The 21,452-nt window shown below is 70.4% G+C and carries 18 protein-coding genes; 8 read left to right on the top strand and 10 right to left on the bottom strand.

Annotated features, from left to right (window positions below):
* Nucleotides 1-72 precede the first annotated feature (72 nt).
* The 3 genes from ACZ63D_RS36505 to ACZ63D_RS36515 all read left to right on the top strand — a co-directional run bounded on the left by ACZ63D_RS36505 (nucleotide 73) and on the right by ACZ63D_RS36515 (nucleotide 4,702).
* Nucleotides 73-1,509, top strand: coding sequence for an ATP-binding protein (locus ACZ63D_RS36505; protein ID WP_465358888.1), 1,437 nt, complete (start codon nucleotides 73-75; stop codon nucleotides 1,507-1,509).
* A 66-nt stretch (nucleotides 1,510-1,575) separates the two neighbouring features.
* Nucleotides 1,576-3,258 carry a hypothetical protein gene (locus ACZ63D_RS36510; RefSeq protein ID WP_465358889.1) on the top strand — a complete coding sequence of 561 codons (1,683 nt, stop codon included), beginning with the start codon at nucleotides 1,576-1,578 and terminating at the stop codon, nucleotides 3,256-3,258.
* Nucleotides 3,259-3,310: 52 nt separating this feature from the next.
* Entirely contained in the window at nucleotides 3,311-4,702 is a 1,392-nt protein-coding gene (locus ACZ63D_RS36515; protein WP_465358890.1) for a class II 3-deoxy-7-phosphoheptulonate synthase, read from the top strand.
* 45 nt (nucleotides 4,703-4,747) lie between these two features.
* Here ACZ63D_RS36515 and ACZ63D_RS36520 read toward each other — a convergent pair whose 3' ends face one another.
* From ACZ63D_RS36520 to pknB, 5 genes are all read right to left on the bottom strand, one after another.
* Nucleotides 4,748-6,028: a wax ester/triacylglycerol synthase domain-containing protein gene (locus ACZ63D_RS36520; RefSeq protein ID WP_465358891.1), complete on the bottom strand. Its 1,281-nt coding sequence runs from the start codon at nucleotides 6,026-6,028 to the stop codon at nucleotides 4,748-4,750.
* A gap of 119 nt (nucleotides 6,029-6,147) precedes the next feature.
* Nucleotides 6,148-6,831, bottom strand: a complete 684-nt coding sequence (locus tag ACZ63D_RS36525; protein ID WP_465358892.1) for a hypothetical protein — start codon at nucleotides 6,829-6,831, stop codon at nucleotides 6,148-6,150.
* Complete coding sequence (locus tag ACZ63D_RS36530; RefSeq protein WP_465358893.1) at nucleotides 6,831-8,306, bottom strand: SPFH domain-containing protein; 1,476 nt, start codon at nucleotides 8,304-8,306, stop codon at nucleotides 6,831-6,833. Before ACZ63D_RS36530 ends, ACZ63D_RS36525 begins: the two co-directional genes overlap by 1 nt.
* A 66-nt stretch (nucleotides 8,307-8,372) precedes the next feature.
* A complete protein-coding gene (locus tag ACZ63D_RS36535) occupies nucleotides 8,373-8,582 on the bottom strand; it encodes a hypothetical protein (RefSeq protein WP_465358894.1) in 210 nt (69 codons plus the stop codon).
* Complete coding sequence (gene pknB / locus ACZ63D_RS36540; RefSeq protein ID WP_465358895.1) at nucleotides 8,579-10,600, bottom strand: Stk1 family PASTA domain-containing Ser/Thr kinase; 2,022 nt, start codon at nucleotides 10,598-10,600, stop codon at nucleotides 8,579-8,581. The genes ACZ63D_RS36535 and pknB overlap by 4 nt, the downstream gene beginning before the upstream one ends.
* A gap of 92 nt (nucleotides 10,601-10,692) precedes the next feature.
* Here pknB and ACZ63D_RS36545 point away from each other — a divergent pair, with 92 nt between their 5' ends.
* The 3 genes from ACZ63D_RS36545 to ACZ63D_RS36555 all read left to right on the top strand — a co-directional run bounded on the left by ACZ63D_RS36545 (nucleotide 10,693) and on the right by ACZ63D_RS36555 (nucleotide 14,501).
* On the top strand, nucleotides 10,693-11,061 hold the full coding sequence (locus ACZ63D_RS36545) for an Rv2175c family DNA-binding protein (protein ID WP_465358896.1): 369 nt from the start codon (nucleotides 10,693-10,695) through the stop codon (nucleotides 11,059-11,061).
* Between the two features lie 150 nt (nucleotides 11,062-11,211).
* Entirely contained in the window at nucleotides 11,212-13,383 is a 2,172-nt protein-coding gene (locus ACZ63D_RS36550; protein ID WP_465358897.1) for a hypothetical protein, read from the top strand.
* Nucleotides 13,380-14,501, top strand: coding sequence for a S53 family peptidase (locus ACZ63D_RS36555; RefSeq protein WP_465358898.1), 1,122 nt, complete (start codon nucleotides 13,380-13,382; stop codon nucleotides 14,499-14,501). The genes ACZ63D_RS36550 and ACZ63D_RS36555 overlap by 4 nt, the downstream gene beginning before the upstream one ends.
* Here ACZ63D_RS36555 and ACZ63D_RS36560 read toward each other — a convergent pair.
* A complete protein-coding gene (locus ACZ63D_RS36560; RefSeq protein ID WP_465358899.1) occupies nucleotides 14,479-15,630 on the bottom strand; it encodes an MFS transporter in 1,152 nt (383 codons plus the stop codon). The two genes, ACZ63D_RS36555 and ACZ63D_RS36560, sit on opposite strands and share 23 nt — an antisense overlap.
* A 22-nt stretch (nucleotides 15,631-15,652) precedes the next feature.
* On the opposite strand from ACZ63D_RS36560, the gene ACZ63D_RS36565 reads away from it, so the two are divergent.
* Nucleotides 15,653-16,201 carry a CGNR zinc finger domain-containing protein gene (locus ACZ63D_RS36565; protein ID WP_465358900.1) on the top strand — a complete coding sequence of 183 codons (549 nt, stop codon included), beginning with the start codon at nucleotides 15,653-15,655 and terminating at the stop codon, nucleotides 16,199-16,201.
* Nucleotides 16,202-16,233: 32 nt separating this feature from the next.
* Here ACZ63D_RS36565 and ACZ63D_RS36570 read toward each other — a convergent pair whose 3' ends face one another.
* The 4 genes from ACZ63D_RS36570 to merB form a co-directional block, all read right to left on the bottom strand.
* Nucleotides 16,234-17,160, bottom strand: a complete 927-nt coding sequence (locus tag ACZ63D_RS36570; protein ID WP_465358901.1) for a phytoene/squalene synthase family protein — start codon at nucleotides 17,158-17,160, stop codon at nucleotides 16,234-16,236.
* Complete coding sequence (gene crtI / locus ACZ63D_RS36575) at nucleotides 17,157-18,632, bottom strand: phytoene desaturase family protein (RefSeq protein ID WP_465358902.1); 1,476 nt, start codon at nucleotides 18,630-18,632, stop codon at nucleotides 17,157-17,159. Before crtI ends, ACZ63D_RS36570 begins: the two co-directional genes overlap by 4 nt.
* A complete protein-coding gene (locus ACZ63D_RS36580) occupies nucleotides 18,632-19,723 on the bottom strand; it encodes a polyprenyl synthetase family protein (RefSeq protein ID WP_465358903.1) in 1,092 nt (363 codons plus the stop codon). Before ACZ63D_RS36580 ends, crtI begins: the two co-directional genes overlap by 1 nt.
* A 71-nt stretch (nucleotides 19,724-19,794) precedes the next feature.
* The gene (gene merB, locus ACZ63D_RS36585) at nucleotides 19,795-20,439 is read right to left on the bottom strand and encodes an organomercurial lyase (RefSeq protein WP_465358904.1); all 645 of its coding nucleotides are present in this window, start codon (nucleotides 20,437-20,439) and stop codon (nucleotides 19,795-19,797) included.
* Nucleotides 20,440-20,543: 104 nt separating this feature from the next.
* Between merB and ACZ63D_RS36590 the strand changes: the two genes are divergently transcribed.
* The gene (locus ACZ63D_RS36590) at nucleotides 20,544-21,428 is read left to right on the top strand and encodes a methylenetetrahydrofolate reductase (RefSeq protein ID WP_465358905.1); all 885 of its coding nucleotides are present in this window, start codon (nucleotides 20,544-20,546) and stop codon (nucleotides 21,426-21,428) included.
* Nucleotides 21,429-21,452 lie beyond the last annotated feature (24 nt).

The following is a 21,452-nucleotide window of genomic DNA, read 5'->3' on the forward strand; positions in this document are numbered from 1 at the left end:
GTGTCAACTTCGAGCCGATGTGACCGGGCCGACACGGTTCGTGGGAAGCTGAACCGTCGGAGGGGGTTCCCGATGGGCGACGAGCGGATCACGAACCAGGTCCTTGGCCCGGTCACGGGCAAGGTCGTGCAGATCGGCCACGCCGATTCGGTCACCTACGCCGGTGCTCCGCCCGCCCAGTCCCGCTACCGGCAATGGGTGCGCCAGGTAGCCCCGGAACGCCTCGTCGGGCGCGAGGCGGAGCTGGCCGGACTCGCCCGGTTCTGCACCGCGCCGGACGGCGCACCCGCGTACGTCTGGTGGCGCGCGGCTCCCTGGACGGGCAAGTCAGCCTTAATGGCCTCATTCGTCCTCTCACCGCCCGACGGGGTGCGGGTGGTGTCCTTTTTCGTCACGGCGCGCTCGCTCGGCGACGACACGCGTGAGGCGTTCGTGGACGTCGTCCAGGAGCAATTGGCCGAAGTCCTCGGCGCGGCGAAGGATACGGAAGCACGGAACCTCAACGCGGTCTTCGCCGAAGCCGCCGCGCACTGCCGAAACCGCGGCGAGCGCTTGGTACTGGTCGTGGACGGTCTGGACGAGGACCGCGGCGCAAGCTCCGGCGGGCACAGCATCGCCGCGCTGCTGCCGTTCCCGGAAAACGGCCTCCGCGTGATCGTCGCGAGCCGTCTCAACCCGGACGTGCCGCCTGATGTGCGCGGTGACCATCCCTTGCGTGCGCCTGGCATCGAGCGTTCTCTGGCTCCGTCACCCGCAGCCGTCGCGGCGAAGGCCGACATGGAGCGCGAACTCGACGCACTGCTCCAAGACCAAGAGGACCTGCTGGGCTTCCTGGTCGCAGCCCGCGGCGGACTCAGCAGCGACGACCTGGCGCAGTTGACTCGGCGGCGCCCGCGTGACGTCGAACGAGTGCTGAACAGTGTGGCGAGCCGTTCCTTCACCCGTCGTCCGGCGCATTGGCGGCCCCGCGAGGCCCCGGCGGTTTTCCTGCTGGGGCACGAAAATCTGCACCGCGAGGCCGTCGAAGCGCTCGGCGACGAACTGGCCCGGTACCGCGCGGCGATCGACGAATGGGCTGCCGGGTACCAGTCGGCCGGCTGGCCGCCGGGCACTCCGCAGTTTTTGCTGCGCGGCTATTTCCGGCTGGTCCAGGAAAGCGGCGACGTGGCGGCTCTCGTCGACCTGGCCGGAGACCCGGCCCGGCACGAACGCCTGCTCGACGTCTCCGGCGGCGACCTGGCCGCGATGGGGGAGCTGGACGCTGCCCGCGCGGCGCTGCTCGCGTCCGCCGAACCCGACCTCGTCCGGCTGATCACGCTCGACACGTACCGGGACAACTTCCGCGACCGCAACAAGATCACGCCGGTGCGCTTGCCCGCGGTGTGGGCCGCGCTGGGGCAGTTCGACCACGCGGTGGCGCTGGCCCAGTCCATGACCGATCCCGGGTCGCGCACGCGAGCGCTGCTCGAACTGGCCGAAGAGCTGGTCCACAATGGACAGTCTGAGTGAGCCGAGCAGCTGGCCGAGGACGAGCACAGCCCGGACCTGCGCGACGCCGTGCTCGCGAAAACCGCCGTGACTTTGGTGCGCCGCGGCAAGCACGAAGCGGCCGCGCGGATCGCCGACCGGGTCAGCGCGGATCGGCGCCAGCGGATCGCCGCGGTGACCGCTGCCGTCCGCGAGCTGGATTTCGCCAGGGCCGGGCAGCTGGCCGGGGAGATTTCCCGGGAAGCTCTCCGGGACCGGACGCTTCGTGAATTGGCGCTGCTGGCTGTCGGCGACCTGGACGCGGCGGCCGAGCTGGCTGGCGCCATCACGCACGAACTGCGCCGCTTCGAAACCTTCGCCGAGATAGCGCAGCAGCTCGTCCGCCACGGCGAGACCGACCGGGCGCGTGCCTTCGCGCAGGAGCACGGTGCGGCCGGGGTGCTGTTCCACCTCGACCTCACCGCCGAACTCGCGGCGTCGGACGACCCGGCCGGAGCTGTCGGCGCGAGGTTCGGCGAGACGGACCGCGAGCACAGATTCGTGCCAGTCCTCGTCGATTACCTGGCTGGTACGGGCAGGCTGGCCGACATTCCCCCGGTGCTGGATTCGCTGACCAACTCCTTCGTCCGGCGCGAGGCGACGACCCGGTTCGTCCGGGCACTCGTGGCCGCGGGGGAGATCGACCAGGCTTTCCAGTGGACCGCCCGCTACCTCTCCACCCGCCGGTCGGCCTTCGAACTGCAAGACGATGCGCGTCAGTTCGTGCTGCTCGCGGACGCTCTGCTGGTCGCGGGGGATCGCGCCCGCGCGCGCCAGGCAGCCGAGCAGGCGGAAGCGATGACCCGCCGTCCGGCGAACGACCCGCGTGCGGCGGCGGCGATCGGCGCGCTCAGCACCACCGTCGTCGCGGCCGGTGACGTGCGCCGGGCCGAGCTGCTCGCCCCACTGGTGCGCTCGGACTGGCAGGCGTTGAAGGAAATCGTTTCGCTGGCGAACCTTCTCGCCGAAAAGGGAGATCCGAGGATCGCCGAGAAGCTGATCTGCGGCATCGATTTCTGGACGTCGATGCGCGAGCCGGTGACCCTGCTCGCCCGCCGGCTTCGCTCGGCAGGCGACCACGCGGCGCTGGCGCGGCTCGCGGAGTACGTGCGGGGCCGGGTGAAGGAGCCGCCCCGGGACCCGCAGTTCGCCTGGAACGACTCGCGCTCGGCCATCGTCATGCTGGCCGCCGTAGGCGAACCCGCTGAGGTCCTCGAGCTGGTGGCCGCCAGTCCGGAGCCGGCCACCCTCGGCTTGGCGATCGAGGACGCGATGGCGGACCTGGCGGCACGAGGAGAGGCCGCCGCGGCCATCGAGCTGTGCGGATACCTGCATGAACGCGATACGGGACACGCACGGCGGATTCTGGTCCGGGAGCTGACCGCGGCGGGACATCTCGACCAGGCCGAGGCCGTCCTCGAGAGCGTCGAAGACGGTCCGGAACGCGAACGGCTCACCCTGGCGCTCCTCCCGGAACTCGCCAAACACGACCTGCCCCGGGCACTGGCCCAAGCCCGCCTCGTCGAGCCCCCGCAGGACCGCGCCCGCCTCCTGGTCGAGGTCTCCGCCGCGGCCCCGCCGGACGAACGCCGCCGCATCCTCGCCGAAGCGGTCAGCCTCGACCACTGGTCCGTCATCGTCCCAGTCCTTGATACGGAGGAACTCGCAGGTCTCCTGGACGTAGCCGACCGATTCGGCGCCCTCTACCGCCAAGAAGACCCGGACGCGTGACCCTCGCCGCCCACCGGTCCGGGCAAAGGCGGCAGACCCTATCCTGAGACGCGTGAACTGGACAGTCGACGTTCCCGTAGACACTCTCCCCGAGCTGCCGCCGTTGCCTCCTGAGCTGCGGGACCGCCTCGACAACGCCTTGTCGCTGCCCGCCGCGCAGCAGCCGGAGTGGCCGGACGTCGCGCTGGCCAAGCGGGTGCGCGGCGTGCTGGAGAGCGTGCCGCCGATCACCGTGCCCGCCGAGATCGACCGGTTGAAGAACCGGCTCGCCATGGTGGCCCGAGGGGAGGCGTTCCTGCTGCAGGGCGGCGACTGCGCGGAAACGTTCGAGTCCAACACCGAACCGCACATCCGGGCGAATCTGCGCACCCTGCTGCAGATGGCCGTCGTGCTCACCTACGGGGCCAGCCTTCCGGTGGTGAAGGTCGGCCGGATCGCGGGCCAGTACGCGAAGCCGCGCTCGTCCGGCACCGACGCGCTCGGGCTGCCGGTCTACCGCGGCGACATCATCAACTCGCTCGTCGCCAAGCCGGAGCTGCGGGTGCCGGACCCGGGCCGGATGATCCGCGCCTACGCGAACGCCGGCGCGGCGATGAACCTGGTCCGCGCGCTCACCGGGGCCGGCATGGCCGACCTGCACCAGGTGCACGACTGGAACAAGGACTTCGTGTCCTCCTCGCCCGCGGGCGAGCGGTACGAGGCGCTCGCCGCCGAGATCGACCGCGGCCTGCGGTTCATGAACGCCTGCGGCGTCACCGACACCTCCCTGCAGTACACCGAGATCTTCGCCAGCCACGAGGCGCTGCTGCTCGACTACGAGCGCGCGATGCTGCGGCTGGACCAGGCGGACGCGGCGAACCCGAAGCTGTACAACCTGTCCTCGCACTTCCTGTGGATCGGCGAGCGCACCCGGCAGCTGGACGGCGCGCACATCGCGTTCGCCGAACTGCTGGCGAACCCGATCGGGCTCAAGATCGGCCCGACGACCACGCCCGAGCAGGCGCTGGAGTACGTCGAACGGCTCGACCCGCGCAGCGAGCCGGGCCGGCTGACGCTGATCTCCCGGATGGGCAACGGCAAGGTCCGCGAGGTGCTGCCGGCGATCGTGGAGAAGGTCGAAGCGTCCGGGCACAAGGTCATCTGGCAGTGCGACCCGATGCACGGCAACACGCACGAATCGTCCACCGGCTACAAGACCCGGCACTTCGACCGCATCGTCGACGAGGTGCAGGGCTTCTTCGAGGTGCACCGCAAGCTCGGCACCTACCCCGGCGGCATCCACGTCGAACTGACCGGCGAGGACGTCACCGAATGCCTCGGCGGGGCACAGGAAATCTCCGATGTTGACCTCTCCGGCCGCTACGAGACCGCGTGCGACCCCCGGCTCAACACCCAGCAGTCGCTGGAGCTGGCCTTCCTGGTCGCGGAGATGCTGCGCGGCTGAGAACAGCTTGTGCGTGGTGAGCACGGCGAGAACCGTGCTCACCACTCACGACGCGTCGAGCAGTTCGGCCGCGGATTTGGCCACCGCGTCGCGCAGCGAGCCGAGATCGGCCACCGCGTCCGCGTTCGCCTGCAGTCCGATGTGGACACTGTCGAGATACGGCGCGACCGCGATGCCCACCGCCTGATGCGGGGCCAGCGGAACGAACGGATACACCTGGGTGAGCGGCGCGCCGGCGAGCGTGTGCCGGACCGGCGGCACCGGCACGCTCGTCACCACCAGATCGAACAGCAGCGGCGCGGCCAGCCCGGCGGTCCGGGTTCCCAGCCGGTGCAGCGCCGCGGGCATCCGGTCGGCCAGCAGCGGAAAAGCCCCGGCGCCGCGGGAAGGCCCGGCGGCTTTGTTGCGCGTCATCGCGGCGCGCACCTCGGCCAGCCGCCGCACCGGATCGTCTGTTCCGATCGGCAGATCGCACAAATAGCCGGAAAGTTTGTTCCCGCCCGGTTGCTCGGCCGTCCGGCCGCGCACGCTCACGGGAATCAGCGCGCGCACCGACTGTCCCGCCGCGCGAATGCCGCGATTGACGAGCCATTCGCGCAACGCGCCGGAAAGCACCGCGAGCACCACGTCGTTCGCGGTGCCGCCGTGCGCCCGCCGGATCCGGCGAATGTCGGCCGAGGCCAGCCGGGCGAAACCGAGGCGTCGTTCGGCGGTGGCGGGTGCGGCCAGCGGAAGGTACGGCGGGCGGGCCGCCCGGACCACCGACGACGCGATTTCCGCTGTCTCCAAGGCATCCCGCACCGCGCTCAGCGGCGAACGCGGCCGCGGGATCGCCGGTTCGGGCTCGGGGATCGGCGATCCGTCGAGCAGTCCGACCGCGACGGCGTACGCGCCCGCTCCGTCGGTGAGCGCGTGGTGCAGTTTGAGCAGGACCGCGAAGGGTCCGTCCGGAAAACCCGTCACCACAGTGAGTTCCCACAACGGACGGTGCGGGTCAAGCGGTTCGGCGATCCACCTCGCCGCGAACTCCGGCAGCGGGTCCGGATCGTACAGCGTGGTCAGCCGGTGGTGGTGAAGATGTTTCACTGCCTGGAAATCCGGGTCGTCGACCCAGTTCGCGGAGCCCGGCGGGAACAGCCCGGCGCGGATTTTCCTGCGCAGCGGCGGAATATTCGCCGCCCGGCGTGCGAACAGCGCGAGCAGCCGGTCCGGATCGACCGGCTCCCCGGGCGCGAAAACCAGCGCCACGCCGAAGTGCATCGGCGCGGTTTCCCTGGCGAGGCAAAGAAAAGCGACGTCGAGCGAGCTGAGCGGGGCAGGTGTCATGGTCCACCTTCCAACGTCCGTCGTCGAGTGCGAAGGGTCGAGGGCGAATGTCACGACACTACTCGGGTATGACCGGCGGACGGCCGTTTTGTTTCGCTGACGCTAATTCCCCGCGATTTTCACTCGCCTGGGGCACGCCCCGGCTGCCGTCGCGGCAGACCCGGCCCGGCGGCTTCGCTGACTTCGGCGGCGATCTGGCGCATCGCGACGCCGTTGCCCGGACGCTTCGGCAGCCCCGGCCACAGTTCGCCGGCTTCGAGCGCCGCGGCGCGCAGCCGCCCGCCGTCGAGTTTGGTGTGCGTTTCCGGGATCCCGCGATCGAGCCACTGCACGATCACCTTCAGCGGACCGGCGCTGGGCAGCGGCCACACGAACACCGGATGCTCGTAGCGGAACTCCGACCCGCTGCCCTCCTCGACGCGCAGCACCGGTTCGCGCGGTTCGCCCGCGCTCGGCACCGAAACGGTTTCGGAGCTGGCCCGGCCGCCGTCCGGGAACAGCACGCCGACCAGCAGCGAGTTGTAGTCCGGGACGCGCCGGTGGCCGATCAGCGGCGCGCCGTCCATCCGGTCGCGCGAGTACACCGCGATCCGCAGCGTCATCGCCTCCGGCCACACCTCGATCGCGCGCAGCGCCACGATCGTGCGCTCGGACCGGCCCAGCGGCGTCGCCCACGGCAGCAGCGCGGGCACGATGTGGTCGGCGGGCGGGGCGGTCCACGGACGGCCCTCGTAGCCGAACAGCTCCCGCTCCCGGACCGGGAACAGGGGCCGCTCGCGAGGGCCGTCCGCGAAGAAGCTCATCAGTCCTCGCGAGGGGCGAGGCTGCCGTCGGAATCGGGCTTCTTGGCACCCATGGCGTCCATCAGCTGGCGGGCGAGGCCGAGGCCCGTGCCGCCGAGGGAAAGCGCCTTGGTGAACATGTCCGACATCCCGTCCGCGCCGTTCAGGACCACCATGTGGTCGACATTGCTGAAGGCCTGCGCGCCGGCTTCGACGATCTCCGGCCAGCGCTCAGCCAGCTGTTGTGCTACCACAGCCTCCTGGTTCTCCGCCAGTGCAGCCGCGCGCGCCTTGATCGCGTCGGCCTCGGCGAGCCCCTTCGCCTTGGCTGCTTCGGCTTCGGCCAGACCCCTGGCTTTCGCCGATTCGGCCTCCGCGAGGCCCTTGGCCTTGGCCGCGGCCGCTTCGGCTTCACCGGTGGCCTTCGTCGCGCTCGCGCTGGCTTCCGCCCGGGCTTTAGTGGCCTGCGCTTCGGCCTCCGCCGCCGTTTTCACCCGGGTGGCGTCCGCGCCCGCCCGCAGCTCGGTTTCCTTCGCCTGTGCCTGCGCACGGGCGATTTGCGCGTCCCGCTCCGCGTCGGCCGTGGTGCGCGTTTCGTACGCCTTCGCGTCGGCCGGCTTGCGGACTTGCGACTGCAGCCGCTGTTCGGACAGCGCCGCCTCCAGTTCGGCGGCCCTGGTCTCCTGGACCACGACCTCCTGGCGCGCGGTCGCCTCGGCCAGCGGCCCGGACTGGCTCGCCTTCGCCTTGGCCTGGTCCACCTCGGCCTGGTACCCGGCCTGCTGGATCTGGCTTTCCCGGATCGCGCCCGCCTTGCGCGCGGCGGCCACCTGCTCGGCCTCGGTGGCCTCCTGGTCGCGCTGCGCCTCGGCGATCCGCGCGGCGGCGGCGATCGCGGCCGCGTGCGGTTTGCCGAGGTTGACGATGTAGCCGGACTCGTCGTCGATCTCCTGGATCTGCAGCGAGTCCACGATCAGCCCGAGCTTGATCATCTCGGTCGCCGACGACTGGCGGACCTCGCCGGTCAGTGCGTCGCGGTTGTGGATCATCTCCTCGATGGTCAGCCCGCCCACGATCGAGCGCAGATGCCCGGAGAACAGCTCGTGGATGGTGTCGTTCATGCCCTTCTGCTGGTCGAGGAACCGGCGGGCGGCGTTCGCGATCGAGGCGAAATCGTCGCCGACCTTGTAGATCACGACCGCGCGCACGGTGACCGGAAGGCCCTGCTTCGTCACGCACGAGACCTGCAGGTTCACCCCGCGGGTGTCCAGCGACAGCCTGCGCGCGGTCTGGAAGCCGGGCAGCACGTTCACGCCGCGGCCGGTGACGATCTTGAACCCGAGGCTGTCGGCGGTCTCGGAGCGCTCCACCCGGACGCCCCAGCCGGAGATGATGAGCGCCTCGTTCGGCTCCGCGACCTTGTAGAGGATCCGCAGGAGCCCGAACAGCAGGATCACGGCCACGACCGCGATCACCGCGATGACCCAGATTTGCATAGCCCTCGCCGCACTTTCCGTAGTCAGCTGGACGGCGCTCGCCGCGCCGCCAGCACTGCGACGCGGTCAAGCACGCAACGGTTGCCACCTTTCCACGTAGACCGTGCGCGGGGGCTCGAAATCGACCACGAGGACGGGAGTGCCGACGGCGAACGTCGTGTCCGGCTCGGCCGGATAGGCGTAGAAGGCCTCGGTGCCGCCGCGGACGCTGAGCAGCACCTCGCCGATCAGCCCCGGCCCGACGGTCCCGGTCACCCGGCCGCGGTTGCCGATCATCCGCCGAACCCCCGGATCTTGACCTTGGTGCCCTTGGGCACGAACGAGCCGGGGGCCGGGTCCTGCTCCAGGACGAAGCTGAAGCCGCCGCCGTGCCCGTGCCCGTTGCCGTCGCCGCCCTTGCGGTCGACCTCGAGCCCGGCCTGCTTGAGCAGGTCCGCGGCCTGGTCGAACGGGCGGTACCGGACGTCCGGGACCTGCACCGCGTTCGAGACGTAGACCTTGACCTTCTTGGTCCCCGGCGAGCCCGCGCCCGGGTCGGTCCGGGTCACCGAGCCCGCCGGAACGTTCTGCGAGAACTCCTCGCCGCCGTCCTGCGGCTGGAATCCGGCCTGCTTGAGGATCTGGAACGCCTCGTCCTTGGACCGGCCGGTGACGTCCGGGACCGGCGGGAGCGGCTCCGGGCCCTTGGACAGCACCAGCGTGACCTGGCCGCCCACGTCCACCGGGGTGCCCGCGGCCGGGCTCACGCTCACGACGGTGCCCTGCGGCGCGGTGTCGCTGTACTCCGGCGTGCCCTGGACGACGGTGAGCTTCTGCTCCTGGATCGCCTTCGCGGCCGTGTCGAGCGCGGTGCCGACTTGGATGTTCGGCACCTTCGGCTTGCCCTTCGACACCACCACGGACACGGTGGCGTCCTGGTCGAGCTTGGTGCCCGGGGCCGGGTCGACCTTGATCACTTTGTTGGCGTCGACGGTGTTGTCGAACTCCTGGCTGTAGCGCGGGTTCAGCTTCGCCGCGCGCAGCTGGTCGCCCGCCTCGGCCTGGGTCAGCCCGGCGAGTTTCGGCACGGTCGTGGTCGTGACCTTGGAATCGCTGAGGATGAACGCGAACGCCCCGATCAGCCCGCCGAGCACCAGCACCCCGGCGATCGCCAGCGCGATCAGCTTGCGCTTGTCGCGCGGTTTCCGCGGCTGGTCCGGCGCGGGAGCGGGCGGCCCGGCGGACGGCGGCCCGGCCGGGGGCGGCGCGGCGGGCACGGCGCGGGTCATGGCGCGCGTGCCGCGCGGCCCGGAGACCGGCATGGTCCGCATCGTCTGCTGGGCCTGCTGGACGGCCGGGATGTTGGGGAGCGTCTGCTCGACGTCGGACACCCGGTCGCCGTCCGGCGGCGGGGGCACCGGCACCGCGACCGGCTGCAGGCCCAGTTCGGCGCGCGCGGCCTGCAGCTGCGCCAGGAACTCGCCCGCGTCGGCTGGGCGCTGCTCCGGGTCGCGGCGGGTGGCGCGCAGGATCAGGTCGTCGAGCACCGGCGGCAGGTCCGGCCGCAACGCGCTGGGCCGGGGGACGTCGTCGTTCACGTGCCGGTAAGCGACCGAGATCGCGGTGTCCCCGGTGTAGGGCAGGCGGCCGGTGAGCATCTCGTACAGCAGGATGCCCGCCGAATACACGTCGCTGCGAGCCGTGGTGTCGCCGGTGGCGACCTGTTCGGGGGCCAGGTAGCCCACGGTGCCCAGGATGACGCTCGAGCTCGTGGTGCCCGCGCTGGCCACCGCGCGGACCAGGCCGAAGTCGCCGACCTTGACCACGCCGCCGGTCAGCTGCCCGCTGCGGCCGACGAGCACGTTCTCGGGCTTGACGTCGCGGTGCACCAGCCCGGCGGCGTGCGCGGCGGCCAGCGCGGCCAGCACCGGCTCCGCGACGCTCAGCGCGAGCGAGACGTCCAGCTGGCCCTGCTCGTCCAGCAGGTCGCGCAGCGTGCCGCCGTCGACCAGCTCCATCACCAGGAAGGCGAGCCCGGCGTCCTGGCCCGCCGGGGTGTCGAAGCCCTGGTCGTGCACGGCCACCACGTTCGGGTGATGCAGCTGGGCGGCCGAACGCGCTTCGCGCACGAACCGGTCGACGAACGACCGGTCGTCGGCGAACCGCGGATCCATGATCTTGATCGCCACCGCCCGGTCGAGGCGGGTGTCGAGGCCCCGGTAGACGGCCGACATCCCGCCCCTGGCCAGCAGCTGGTCAACGCGGTACCGGCGTTCGAGCAGGGTGCCGACGAGGCTGGGCTGGGTGCGCGTCACGGTGGGCAATCGTACGGAAGGCCGCGCCTTCCGTGGCGGGTCACCCGTGCGTACCAGCGGGCGGGACGGGGGAATGTGGCACAGTGTCACGTGTGAGTGGGATTCCTGTCGCCGACGACATCCTCGACGCCGCGGTCGCGGTCAAGCCGTTGCCGGAGGTGGCGGCCGCATTGGGCGTCTCGGCCAACAAGGTTCGACAGATGCTGCGAGACGGCGAGCTGATCGCTGTCCGGCGCGGAGGCGAACTCTGCGTGCCCGGCGATTTCTTCGTGAAGGACGGCATCGTCAAGGGGCTGGCCGGCACCATCACCGTGCTCGCCGACTCCGGGTTCAGCCGCACCGAGATGCTGCGCTGGCTCTTCACCGCCGACGACACGCTGCCGGGCAGCACGCCGATCAACGCGCTGCGCACCAGCCACGGCACCGAGGTCAAGCGGCGCGCGCAAGCGATGGCGTTCTAGCCCTTCCCGCATTGCTCCGTACGGGCTGACAACAATTGCCCGTACGGACAGAACCCGCGTTTTTCGTTGACGCGGTCAATTGGTCCAGTCCACCCTCGGAAACCGTCCTGAAAATCCTGCTCGGCCGCATGCTGGAGAGGAGCAGCGGGCATGGGAGGACAGGTTTCCGGAAGACGTCGCGCGCTCGCGCCGGTGGTGCTGCTGCTGGCCGGTTCCGCTGTGCTGGCACCGCCCGCGATCGCCGCGAGCACGCCGTTCGCGGCACCACCGCAAGCGCGGGAAGTGGTGCTGCCGACGGGAGACCGGCTCACGGTTTTCCCGGGACCGAATGGCGGTACTAATTACGCCTTTTCGTCGCCGCCGCGCACGACTTTTCAGTCGTATCAAGCCGACGGCGGCGACCGGTACGTCATTCCGGGCGACGCCGTACCGTTTCTCGGGCGGCTGGACAAATCGCTGTTCGACGTCACCGCGCTGGCCCGGACCCAGCCCGGGCCAACCCCGCTGGAGATCACTTTCCCGGCTGGCATCGCTCCCGCCGCGCTGCCCGGCATCACGCTCGCCTCGACCGCCGGGAACACCGCGACGGGCTACCTCGCGTCAGCCGCCGATTTCACCGCTGACCTGCACCGACGTCTCGCCGCCGACGCGGCCGCCGGACGCCCGGCGGGCACCAGCGCGTTCCCTGCGACGATCCGCCTGGCCGGGTCTCCGCGCGAGCAGCAGCCGCGCTATCCGATGAAGATCATCGAACTCCGGCTCGCCGACCTGCGGGGCCGGTCCGTCAACGGCATTCTGTCGCTGATCAACACCGATTCCGCGGCCAAGCTGACGCGGCACGTCGTGATCGACGGGGTCACCCGGATCGCGGTTCCCGAGGGGCGTTACGCCGCGTCCGCGACCTTCTCCGACCTCGACAGCGCCGGGAGCGTGACCGCCTCGCGGACCTCGTGGGTCGAAGGGTTCGTCGTCGGTGATGCGCCGGACGTGCCGATCTTGACTGTCGAAGAGAAGCACGCGACGGCCGAGGTCGAGGTGGCCGCGCCGAAGTCGACCACGCAGGACTCGATCACCACCAACTACTACCGCGAAGACGCCACCGGCCGCGGCTTCGCGATCGGCATCGCGGGCAGCACGACCAAGCAGTACGTGCGGCCGGTGCCGAAACCGGCTGAGGGCGTGCTGCATTACGTCGTGCAATGGGGTGGCAAAGCACCGAAGCCCGAGGACCGGTACCGCGTCGATCTTTCGTTCGCCAGCGAAGGCATCGCCGAGAACCAGTCATTCGCCACCAAAGACAGTGAGCTCGCGACGGTCCGGGACCGGATGTACGCCGATCCCGCCGACAAGATGCCGGTCGCGATCGACAGCGGTCCGGTGGACCCGGTGATCGCCCGGCACGGCCTCGGCGCGAACGGCTTCTTCCTCCCGGCTCCGGGAGTGCTGACCGTGTACCTCGGCACCACGCACACCACGGAATGGGTGCAGTACGAGCAAAAGGGCTCGTCGTACCAGCTCATGACCGCCGATCCGCGCACTTACCGGCCAGGCAGCACCACGACCGTCGACTGGTCCCGAGGCCCGCTGAGCGCCGGTCTGGGGCAATGGCAACGGGCCCGGACGTGCGAAGCCTGTTATTCCGGCGGCACAGTTTCGGTCGCCATCCCGGAACTGCGGGACAGCGTGCCGGACCACACCGCGGTCCCGTTGTTCTACGCGCCGCAGCTGCATTTCTCCTTGTATCGCAACGATCAGCAGGTTTTCGACCAGAACGGCGCTTATGGCGCGTCGGTCGAGGCTCCGAAGACATCCGCGACCTTCCGCGGCGTGCTCGATGTCGACCGGACCGCGATACCCGGCATCAGCCAAGCCGGAAAGCTGCACACCGAACTGACGCTGAAATACGACCCGGCTGCTGATGATGTCGTGCTGCCGTCTCCGCACCGGTGCCAGGCCACCGATCCGACGCAGCCATGCCGGATCCTCGGTGCGCTGACCGTCGACTACCGGCTGGATTCCGATCTCTCCACGACGTCGTCCTCGCCGCTGCAGGTGCTCGGCCTGCACGTCGGCCACGCCGCTTACAGCGGTGCCGGATCGCATTCGCCGATCACCTCGGCGACGGTTTCGGTGTCCGTCGACAACGGAGCCACCTGGCAGCCCGCGCAAGTCTTCGGGCTGCTCGGTGAATATGTAGCGGTATGGCGGAATCCACCGGCCGGAATCTCGCCCTCGCTGAAGGTGACTGCTCAGGATTTGGCGGGCAACGCGATTACGCAAACGATCAGCAACGCCTACACCGTCGGGAAGGTCACGCGATGAGACGCCTCTGTTTCCTGGCCGCGTCTTTCCTGCTCGCTGCACTGATTCCCTCCGTCGCGTCCGCCGCCCCACGCGACATCTGCGGACCCGCCGCACCGGGATTCGCCCGCTGCTTCGCCAAAGTGGACAGTCGTACGGCTCTGCGCGCCAACGGATACAGTCCCGCAGACCTGCGTTCCGCCTACCGTCTGCCGGACACCGGCGGCGCGGGCGAAACGATCGCCATCGTCGACGCGGGCGATGCCCCGACCGCCGAAGCAGACCTGGCGGTATATCGACAAACCTACGGTCTCCCTCCGTGCACGACGGCGAACGGCTGCTTCCGCAAAGTCAACCAACGCGGCGAAGCTGCTCCGCTTCCGCCGCGGAAAGGCGACTGGCCGGTGGAGATCGCACTGGACCTGGACATGGCCTCCGCGGCCTGCTCCCAGTGCAAAATCCTGCTGGTAGAAGGAGACGACGCGACCTTCGAGGACCTCGGCGCTTCCGTAGACACTGCGGTAAAACTGGGCGCGACGATCGTGTCGAACAGCTACGGCGCGACGGAAAGCCATTGGTCTCCCGATTTCGCCGCGCACTACCAGCACCCCGGCGTAGCGATTGTCGCGTCGAGCGGTGACGAAGGGTTCGCCACCCCCAACGCCCCCGCGGTGTACTCGAGCGTCATCGCGGTCGGCGGCACCTCACTGTCCAAAGCGGACAACGCGCGCGGCTGGACCGAATCGGTGTGGAACGGCGCGTCGAGCGGATGTTCGGCCTGGGTAACGAAACCGGCCTGGCAGAAAGACCCGAACTGCCCCGGCCGGACCGTCGCCGACGTCTCCGCGGTCGCCGATCCCGCCACCGGACCCGCTGTCTACGAAACAACAGTCCTGTCCGGCTGGACGGTAGTCGGCGGCACCAGCGCGTCCGCGCCGTTCATCGCCGGAGTCATCGCGCTGGCCGGACATCACGACCAATACCCGGACGCTTCGCGCCTGTACTCCGGGCACTTCAACGACGTCGTAGGCGGAAACAACGTCCAATTCGAGGAATGCGGGGACTACCTCTGCACCGGCGTCCCGGGCTACGACGCCCCGACCGGCAACGGAACGCCTAATGGACTGGCTGCTTTCTGAACGTCCAGAACGGATGCGCGATCGCCGCGACCACCTGCATCCCCGCCGCCATGGCCAATCCGGCAGCGGGGGAGCAGGCAGCCACCGGCCCGGCTACCGCATTCCCCAACGCTATTCCGGCGATCTTGATGCTCGCCGCGGTAGTGAACACTTGCGCCCGCATTTCCGGCGGTGCCTCCCGATGGCGAACCGCGAACAACGCCGCCAGCTGCGGTCCTTCGCCCACGCCGGTGAGCGCCACTGCCGCCACCAGTAGTGCTGCATTCGGTGCCACTGCCGTCCCCATGAACCCGAGTCCAATCGCGACAGTGCTCAATTGCACCGCGCGGTCCGGCGAGTAGGACCGTCGAGAGAGGACAGTGTTCGCCAGCAACGACGCGACGGACAACCCGACGAGCAGCAGCGTCCCGTACCCCGCGCTGCCGAGCATCTGCTCGCCGATCAGCGGATAACAGACAAACGCCATCCCGATCCCCACGCACGACAACGTGGAGGTAGCGGTCGATTGTCGTAAAGCAGGATTGCGAAGGAGAACCGTTGCTGCTGCGAAGAATCGCAGCAGCTTCCGTTCCCCATTGCCGGGAAGCCGCCACGCGAACGGCACCGCGATCAGCACCAAAACCCCGGCGACGACCACCGCGACTGGAGCGCTCGCTGCCGTGGCGAGCACTCCCGCCAGCCCCGGCCCGACGAGCGCCGCCGCGGTGAACGTCATCGCGTCGAGCGTGCTGGCCCGGCCGAGCTTCTCCGCCGGTACGAGCGCGGGCACCTGCGCCGTCCACCCGCCCCCGATCGCCGGGGCCAGCAGCCCGGTCCCCACGGCAATTCCCACTACCAGCGCAAACGGTGCCGCTCCGAACAGCGTGGTGATCGCGGCCAGCCCCACCGCATACCCGATCAGCCCGGCCGCGAGGATCCGGCCCGGCGTGCGCGACCGGTCCAGAACCGCGCCCAGCAACGGGCCGCCCGCCGCCGCGGCGATCGTGAGCCCGGCCAGCAACGTCGACCCCGCGACCGCCCCCGAAGCGCCGACTCCCAGCAGCAACACCGCTGGACTGGACAGCTCGTCACCAGTGCGCGCGGCCGTCGCCCCGGCGAGATAGGCCGCGAATCTGTAACGGCTTGTCATCATCAAGATGTTACAGTGGCTCATGCCTGGAACGCAGCCGGATTTCGCGGGCCGCTCCGCCCGCGACGCCGTCCGCCGTGCCGTAGCGCTGCTCGATGTGCTGCTGACCGCGGACCCTTCGCCGGATTCGGTAGCCGCGGTGCTGGTCGAGCACGGAGAACCGCAACCCCAGCTATCCGCGCGCGACGTGGCCGAGTTGCGCGCCGCCGCACTGGAATTGCGAGAGGTCTTCGCCGCACCAGACGCCGCTTCGGCCGCGCAGGTGTTGAACGCGCTGTTCGCCGCTTACGCCGGACCCCCGCGGCTGACCGCCCACGACGACGACTTCGGCTGGCACCTGCACGTCGACTCGGCCGACGACGGCCCGTGGGGCGTCTGGCTGATCACGTCCTCCGCGCTGGCTTTGGCCACCCTGCTTGCCGACCGGCAGAGCGCTCCCGGCGGCCTCTGCGCGTCGCCGTCCTGCGGAAAACCTTTCGCGCACCTAGGCGGCGGAAGTCCACGGCGGTACTGCTCTTCCCGTTGCGCCACAAGGGAACGGGTCGCCGCCCATCGCGCTCGGCTGACCTGACCGCCGCTTCTACGGCACCAGCGTCGAACGCGTCATCGAAGGTGCGCTGGCCGGGAAATAAGCGTCCGCCGCACCAACGCGGGCAACGCCACCGCGAGCCGACGTCCCTTGCCGACCACCGCGCGCCGGTTCAGCACGGCGTAATCCATCGCCTCGATCTCGTCCAAAATACCTTCGTACAACGTGACCGCCGTCCGCACGCACGGCCGAGATTCCGGCCGCAGCAACGGAATCCCCGCCTCCGCCCGCCGATACACCGCACGCGTCCGGGAAACCGCCACCGCCAGCGCCGCCCGCACCCGAGGATCCGGCCGGTCCCGCCGTCGCGCGTCGACCAGCCTTTCGCGGTCCACGCCGAACGCCGCCAGTTCCTCCGTCGGCAGATACAACCGCCCGCGGTCGAGATCCTCACCGATGTCCCGCAGGAAATTGGTCAGCTGAAACGCTTCCCCCAACGCCGCCGCGCTCGGCGAAGCTTCCTCCCGCGGCACGACGGTCCCGAGCACCGGCAGCATTTGCAGCCCGATCACACAAGCAGAACCGTAGATGTACTCGCTGAGTTCGGCGTACGTCGCGTACTCCGCAACCGTCAGGTCCATCCGCATGGAATGCAGGAACGCGTCCACGAGATCGCGGCTAATGTCGTAGCGCCGCACCGTATCCGCGAGCGCCGCGAGCACTGGATCGGCCGGGACGCTGCCGTCGTACGCCTCGTCGACGAGCCCGGCGACCTTGTCCAGTGCGACCGCCGGATCGGTGCCGGGCTCGGGGTTGTCGACCAGTTCGTCGGCCATCCGCGCGAAGCCGTACAGCGCGTGCGCCGCCGGCCTGGCCCGCGCTGGAAGCAACCGTGCGGCAAGGAAAAACGTGCGGCCGTGGTGCGCGTTGATGTGTCGGCACCGCGTGTACGCGGCGCGCAGCGCGGGCTCGGCGATCCCGGCCGCGTCGAGTTCGCTCACCGGCCGGTGACCCTTTCCGCGGCGAGCCGTCCGGAGATCAGCACCGGCGGGATGCCGACCCCCGGCGTCGTCCCGCATCCGGCGAGGACGACGTTTTCCGCGGCCCGCACCAGGTTCGCCGGTCGGAACGGGCCGGTTTGGGAGAAAGTGTGCGCGAGCGAAAACGGGGTCCCGGCCGCCAGACCGCGCGCCGCCCAATCCGCCGGAGTGAGCTGTTCGTCCACAATGTACTCATCGCGGAACCCGGTGAGCCCGCGCGCTTCCAGCGTCCGCACCAGTTCCTCGCGATAGGCGGGGCCGACGCGCGCCCAGTCGATCGGGCCGGTGCTGAGGTTCGGGGCCGGAGCGAGCACGGACACGATCTCGCCGCCGTCTCCGGCGAGCGACGGCTCGGTCGCGGTCGGACGCGTGACCAGCAGCGACGGATCGCTCATCAGCTTGCCTTCGCGGACGATCTCGGCGAAAGTGCGTTCCCACGCCTGGCCGAAAAAGATCGTGTGGTGGTCCAGTTCCGGCCAGGAACGGTCCGTGTGCCCGTGCAGCACAAAGGCCGACGGCGAGTACTTCAACGGCAACACGCGTCGCGGCCGCGCGCCGATCAGTCGGTACGCCGCCGAAAGCTCTGTTGCGAGCACCACGGCGTCACACTCAATACGCTCGCCCGAGCGCGTGCGTACGGCGCGTACGCGAGACGACACCCGCTCAAGCCACGCGGCTTCCGTACCGAACCGCAGCTCGGCACCAGCGCGCGTCGCAGCGTCGGACATCGCGCGGGCGATCGCGCCCATGCCGCCGCGTGGGTAGTAGACGCCGCCGACAGTGTCCATGTACGCGATGACGCCGTACGCGCCGAGCGCACGCGTCGGGTCGAGACCCGCGTAGAGCGCCTGAAAGGAGAAGAGCCGGCGTACGCGCTCGTCGCGCAAGAAGCTGGAGACGCGAGGCCCTAACCGGCCGAAGCCGCCCAGCGCGGCGAGCTTCACCAGCTCCGGCCGGACAAGATCCAATGGCGAATCGAAGTTCGCGCCGATGAAACGGTCCTTCTGCGCCGCGTACAGCTCGGTGAGCCACTGTCGCAGCCGCCGGTAGCCGTCCGCCTCGGCCGGTCCGGCGAACGACCGGATCTCGGTTTCCATCGCGTCGCCGTCGGTGTGCACAGCGAGCGTGCTGCCGTCCGCGAACCGCGCCCGGTACGCCGGATCAAGCCTGGTCAGCGGCACCGTATCGGCCAGCGATTCGCCGACCGCGTGCAGTGCCTCGTCCACCAGCTCCGGCATGGTCAGCACGCTGGCCCCGGTGTCGACCGCGTTCGCGCCGAAGTCCTGCTGGCCGGCCCGTCCGCCAGGGGTCTTCTGCTGTTCCAGCAGCGTCACCCGCCGTCCCGCGCCCAGCAGGTGCAGCGTCGCCGACAATCCGGCCAGCCCGGCGCCGACGACCACCACGTGGTCGGCGTGCCCGTTCACCGTGCGCATCAGAACTTCCGCTGGGTAGCCAGACGGATCAGCCCGGCGAGCGCCGACGGGGCGGGCTCGGCCAGGTGCGCGCGGTCGAGCGCGGCGTTCGCCGACGCGGTCAGCTCGTCGATCCGGCGTTCCACCGCGGCGACCGCGCCGACCGAGGTCAGCGCCTCGCGCACCTGGTCCACGGTGCCGCTGGTCAGGTCGGCAGCCCCGATCGCGTCGGCGATCACCTTGGCCGCGGAGTGATCGCCCCGCTCCGCGGCCAGCTGCAGGCCGAGCGCCACGAGCAGGGTGCGCTTGCCCTCGCGCAGGTCGTCCCCGGCGGGCTTCCCGGTCACCGACGGGTCGCCGAACACGCCGAGCAGGTCGTCGCGCAGCTGGAACGCCACGCCGACGTCGCCGCCGAACTCCAGCAGCGTGGCGATCAGCCGCTCGTCCGCCCCGGCGAGCGAAGCGCCGAGATGCAGCGGCCGCTGAACGGTGTACGCGGCGGTCTTGAGCCGGTCGATCCGCAGCGCGGCCTCGGGCGAAGCGTCGCCCACGGCCTGCGTGCGGACGTCGAGGTACTGCCCGGCGAGCACCTCGGTGCGCATCGCGCGCCAGGCCGGGCGAGCCGCCGCGATCGTCGCCGGGGGCAGCGGGGCCTCGGCGAACATGTCGTCGGCCCAGGCCAGCGCCAGATCGCCCACCAGCACCGCGCTGGCCAGCCCGAACACCGAAGGCGAACCGAGCCAGCCGCGGTCGGCGTGCAGTTTCTCGGCGGCCACGTGCACGGTCGGCTTGCCGCGGCGCGAATCGGAGGAGTCGATGAGGTCGTCGTGGATCAGCGCGCACGCCTGGATCAGCTCCAGGCTGGCCACCGCCTGCAGCGCGCCCTCGGCGAGCGGACCGGACGCCGCGCCGCCCGCGCCGCGCCAGCCCCACCAGGCGAACGTCGGCCGGATCCGCTTGCCGCCGCCCAGCACGAATCCGGACAGCGCCTCGATCCCGGCCGCGACGCTCGGCTCGGTGCGCAGGATCTCGCTCCCCGCCCGGCCGAGGAAATCGGCCAGCGCACGCTCCACGTGCGCGGGGAGGTCGGCGTCGAATCCGGGCGCGTCCATGCCCTCATCCTCCGGGACGCGGACGGCCGGGGTCACGCCGGGCGCCCCCGGATGTGGCGCACCAGACGCGTTCAGCCGCTCCGGAACGCGTCAGGGCGGCTGCTTGCCGCGAAGTACTCCGCTGCCTCGACCGGTCCGCGCGGCCGGTAACCGGGTTCCAGGCAGCCGGTGTACCAGTCCTTCGCGAGCTGCCACAGCGCCTCGAGGTCCAGCAGCTCACCCGGTCTGTCCACACAGGACTCCGCGCAGTACAGCCGTTGTTCGGCGCGGTCGCCCGCCAGCTGGCCGGGCGGGGAAGGGAAGTACGCGACCTGCGCGCCGCTCGGGGGCCGGTCCCGCCGCACGACCAGCGCGGACGGCTCGCCGCAGCCAGGACAGCGCGTCGCCACCAGCACTTCCGGCTCGCCGGAAACGAGATGCGGGATGGCGAACGAATCCCAGGCGCATCCGCCCCACCACATGGTGCGCTCGCCCATCACCGCGAACCCGAGCGGGACCGCAGCGAACGGCGCGGCCAGCGCCACGTGCTCGCATTCGTCCAGCCACAGCCATCTCGGGTCGGCCATCCGGTGCAGCGCTTGTTTCGCCACCGCGAGCGACCCGTGCGCGGCATCGGCCAGCTCGGGCGCGGTGGGCGGGCGGCCGCGGGTGGCGAACGCGCGGTAGACGGCCACGCGCACGTCTTCGTCCCAGGCCAGATCGTCTTCACTGCTCATGGGCTCGCCTCCCGGGGAGGGTTCGCTCACTGACGGTACGCGCGTGGCCAAGCCCACCCGTGAACCCTGCCGCGCGTCGCAGCGAGCCACTACCATTTCACCCCATGACGTCGGTGATCGAAAGGCTGCGGGGGGACGGGCCCAAGTTCTCCGTCGAGTTCTTCCCGCCCCGCGACGAGGCCGACGAGGCCGTCCTGTGGAAGGCGATCCGCGAGCTGGAACCGCTGGACCCGGCGTACATGTCGATCACCTACGGCGCGGGCGGTTCGAGCCGCGACGGCACCATCCGCAGCATCGCCCGCGTCGCCACCGAAACCACGCTCTGCCCGATGGCCCACCTGACGGCGGTCGACCATTCGGTGTCCGAACTGCGGAACGTCATCGGCTGGTACGCGGCGGTCGGCGTGCGCAACATCCTCGCGCTGCGCGGCGACCCGCCGGGCGACGTCTACGGCGACTGGGTGCCGCACCCCGAAGGCCTCACCTACGCCGAGGAACTGGTCGAACTGGTCCGCTCGCTCGGCGACTTCTGCGTCGGCGTTTCGGCGTTCCCCTACGGCCACCCGCGTTCGGCGGATTTGGAATCGGACACGAAGCACCTGGTCCGCAAATTCCGCGCGGGAGCCGATTTCGCGATCGCGCAGCTGTTTTTCGAGGCCGAGGACTTCCTGCGGCTGCGCGACCGGGTCGCCGCCGCGGGCTGCGACGCGCTCGTGCTGCCCGGCATCATGCCGCTGACCACCCTGCGGACGCTGCACACCACGATCAAGCTCTCCGGGGCCCCGGCGTCGCAACGCTTGCTGGACCGGCTCGAACCGTTCTCCGACGACCCCAAGGCGTTCCGCGCGGCCGGGATCGACTGGGTCACCGGACTGTGCGAGAAACTGATCGCCGAAGGCGTGCCCGACCTGCACTTCTACACCTTCAACCGGTCCAAGGCGACGCGCGAGGTGGTCACCCGCCTCGGGCTCGTGCCCGCCCGCGCCTAACTCCGTGGGCTCCGGGCGCGTCTG

The organism is Amycolatopsis sp. NPDC104775, assembly GCF_055583325.1.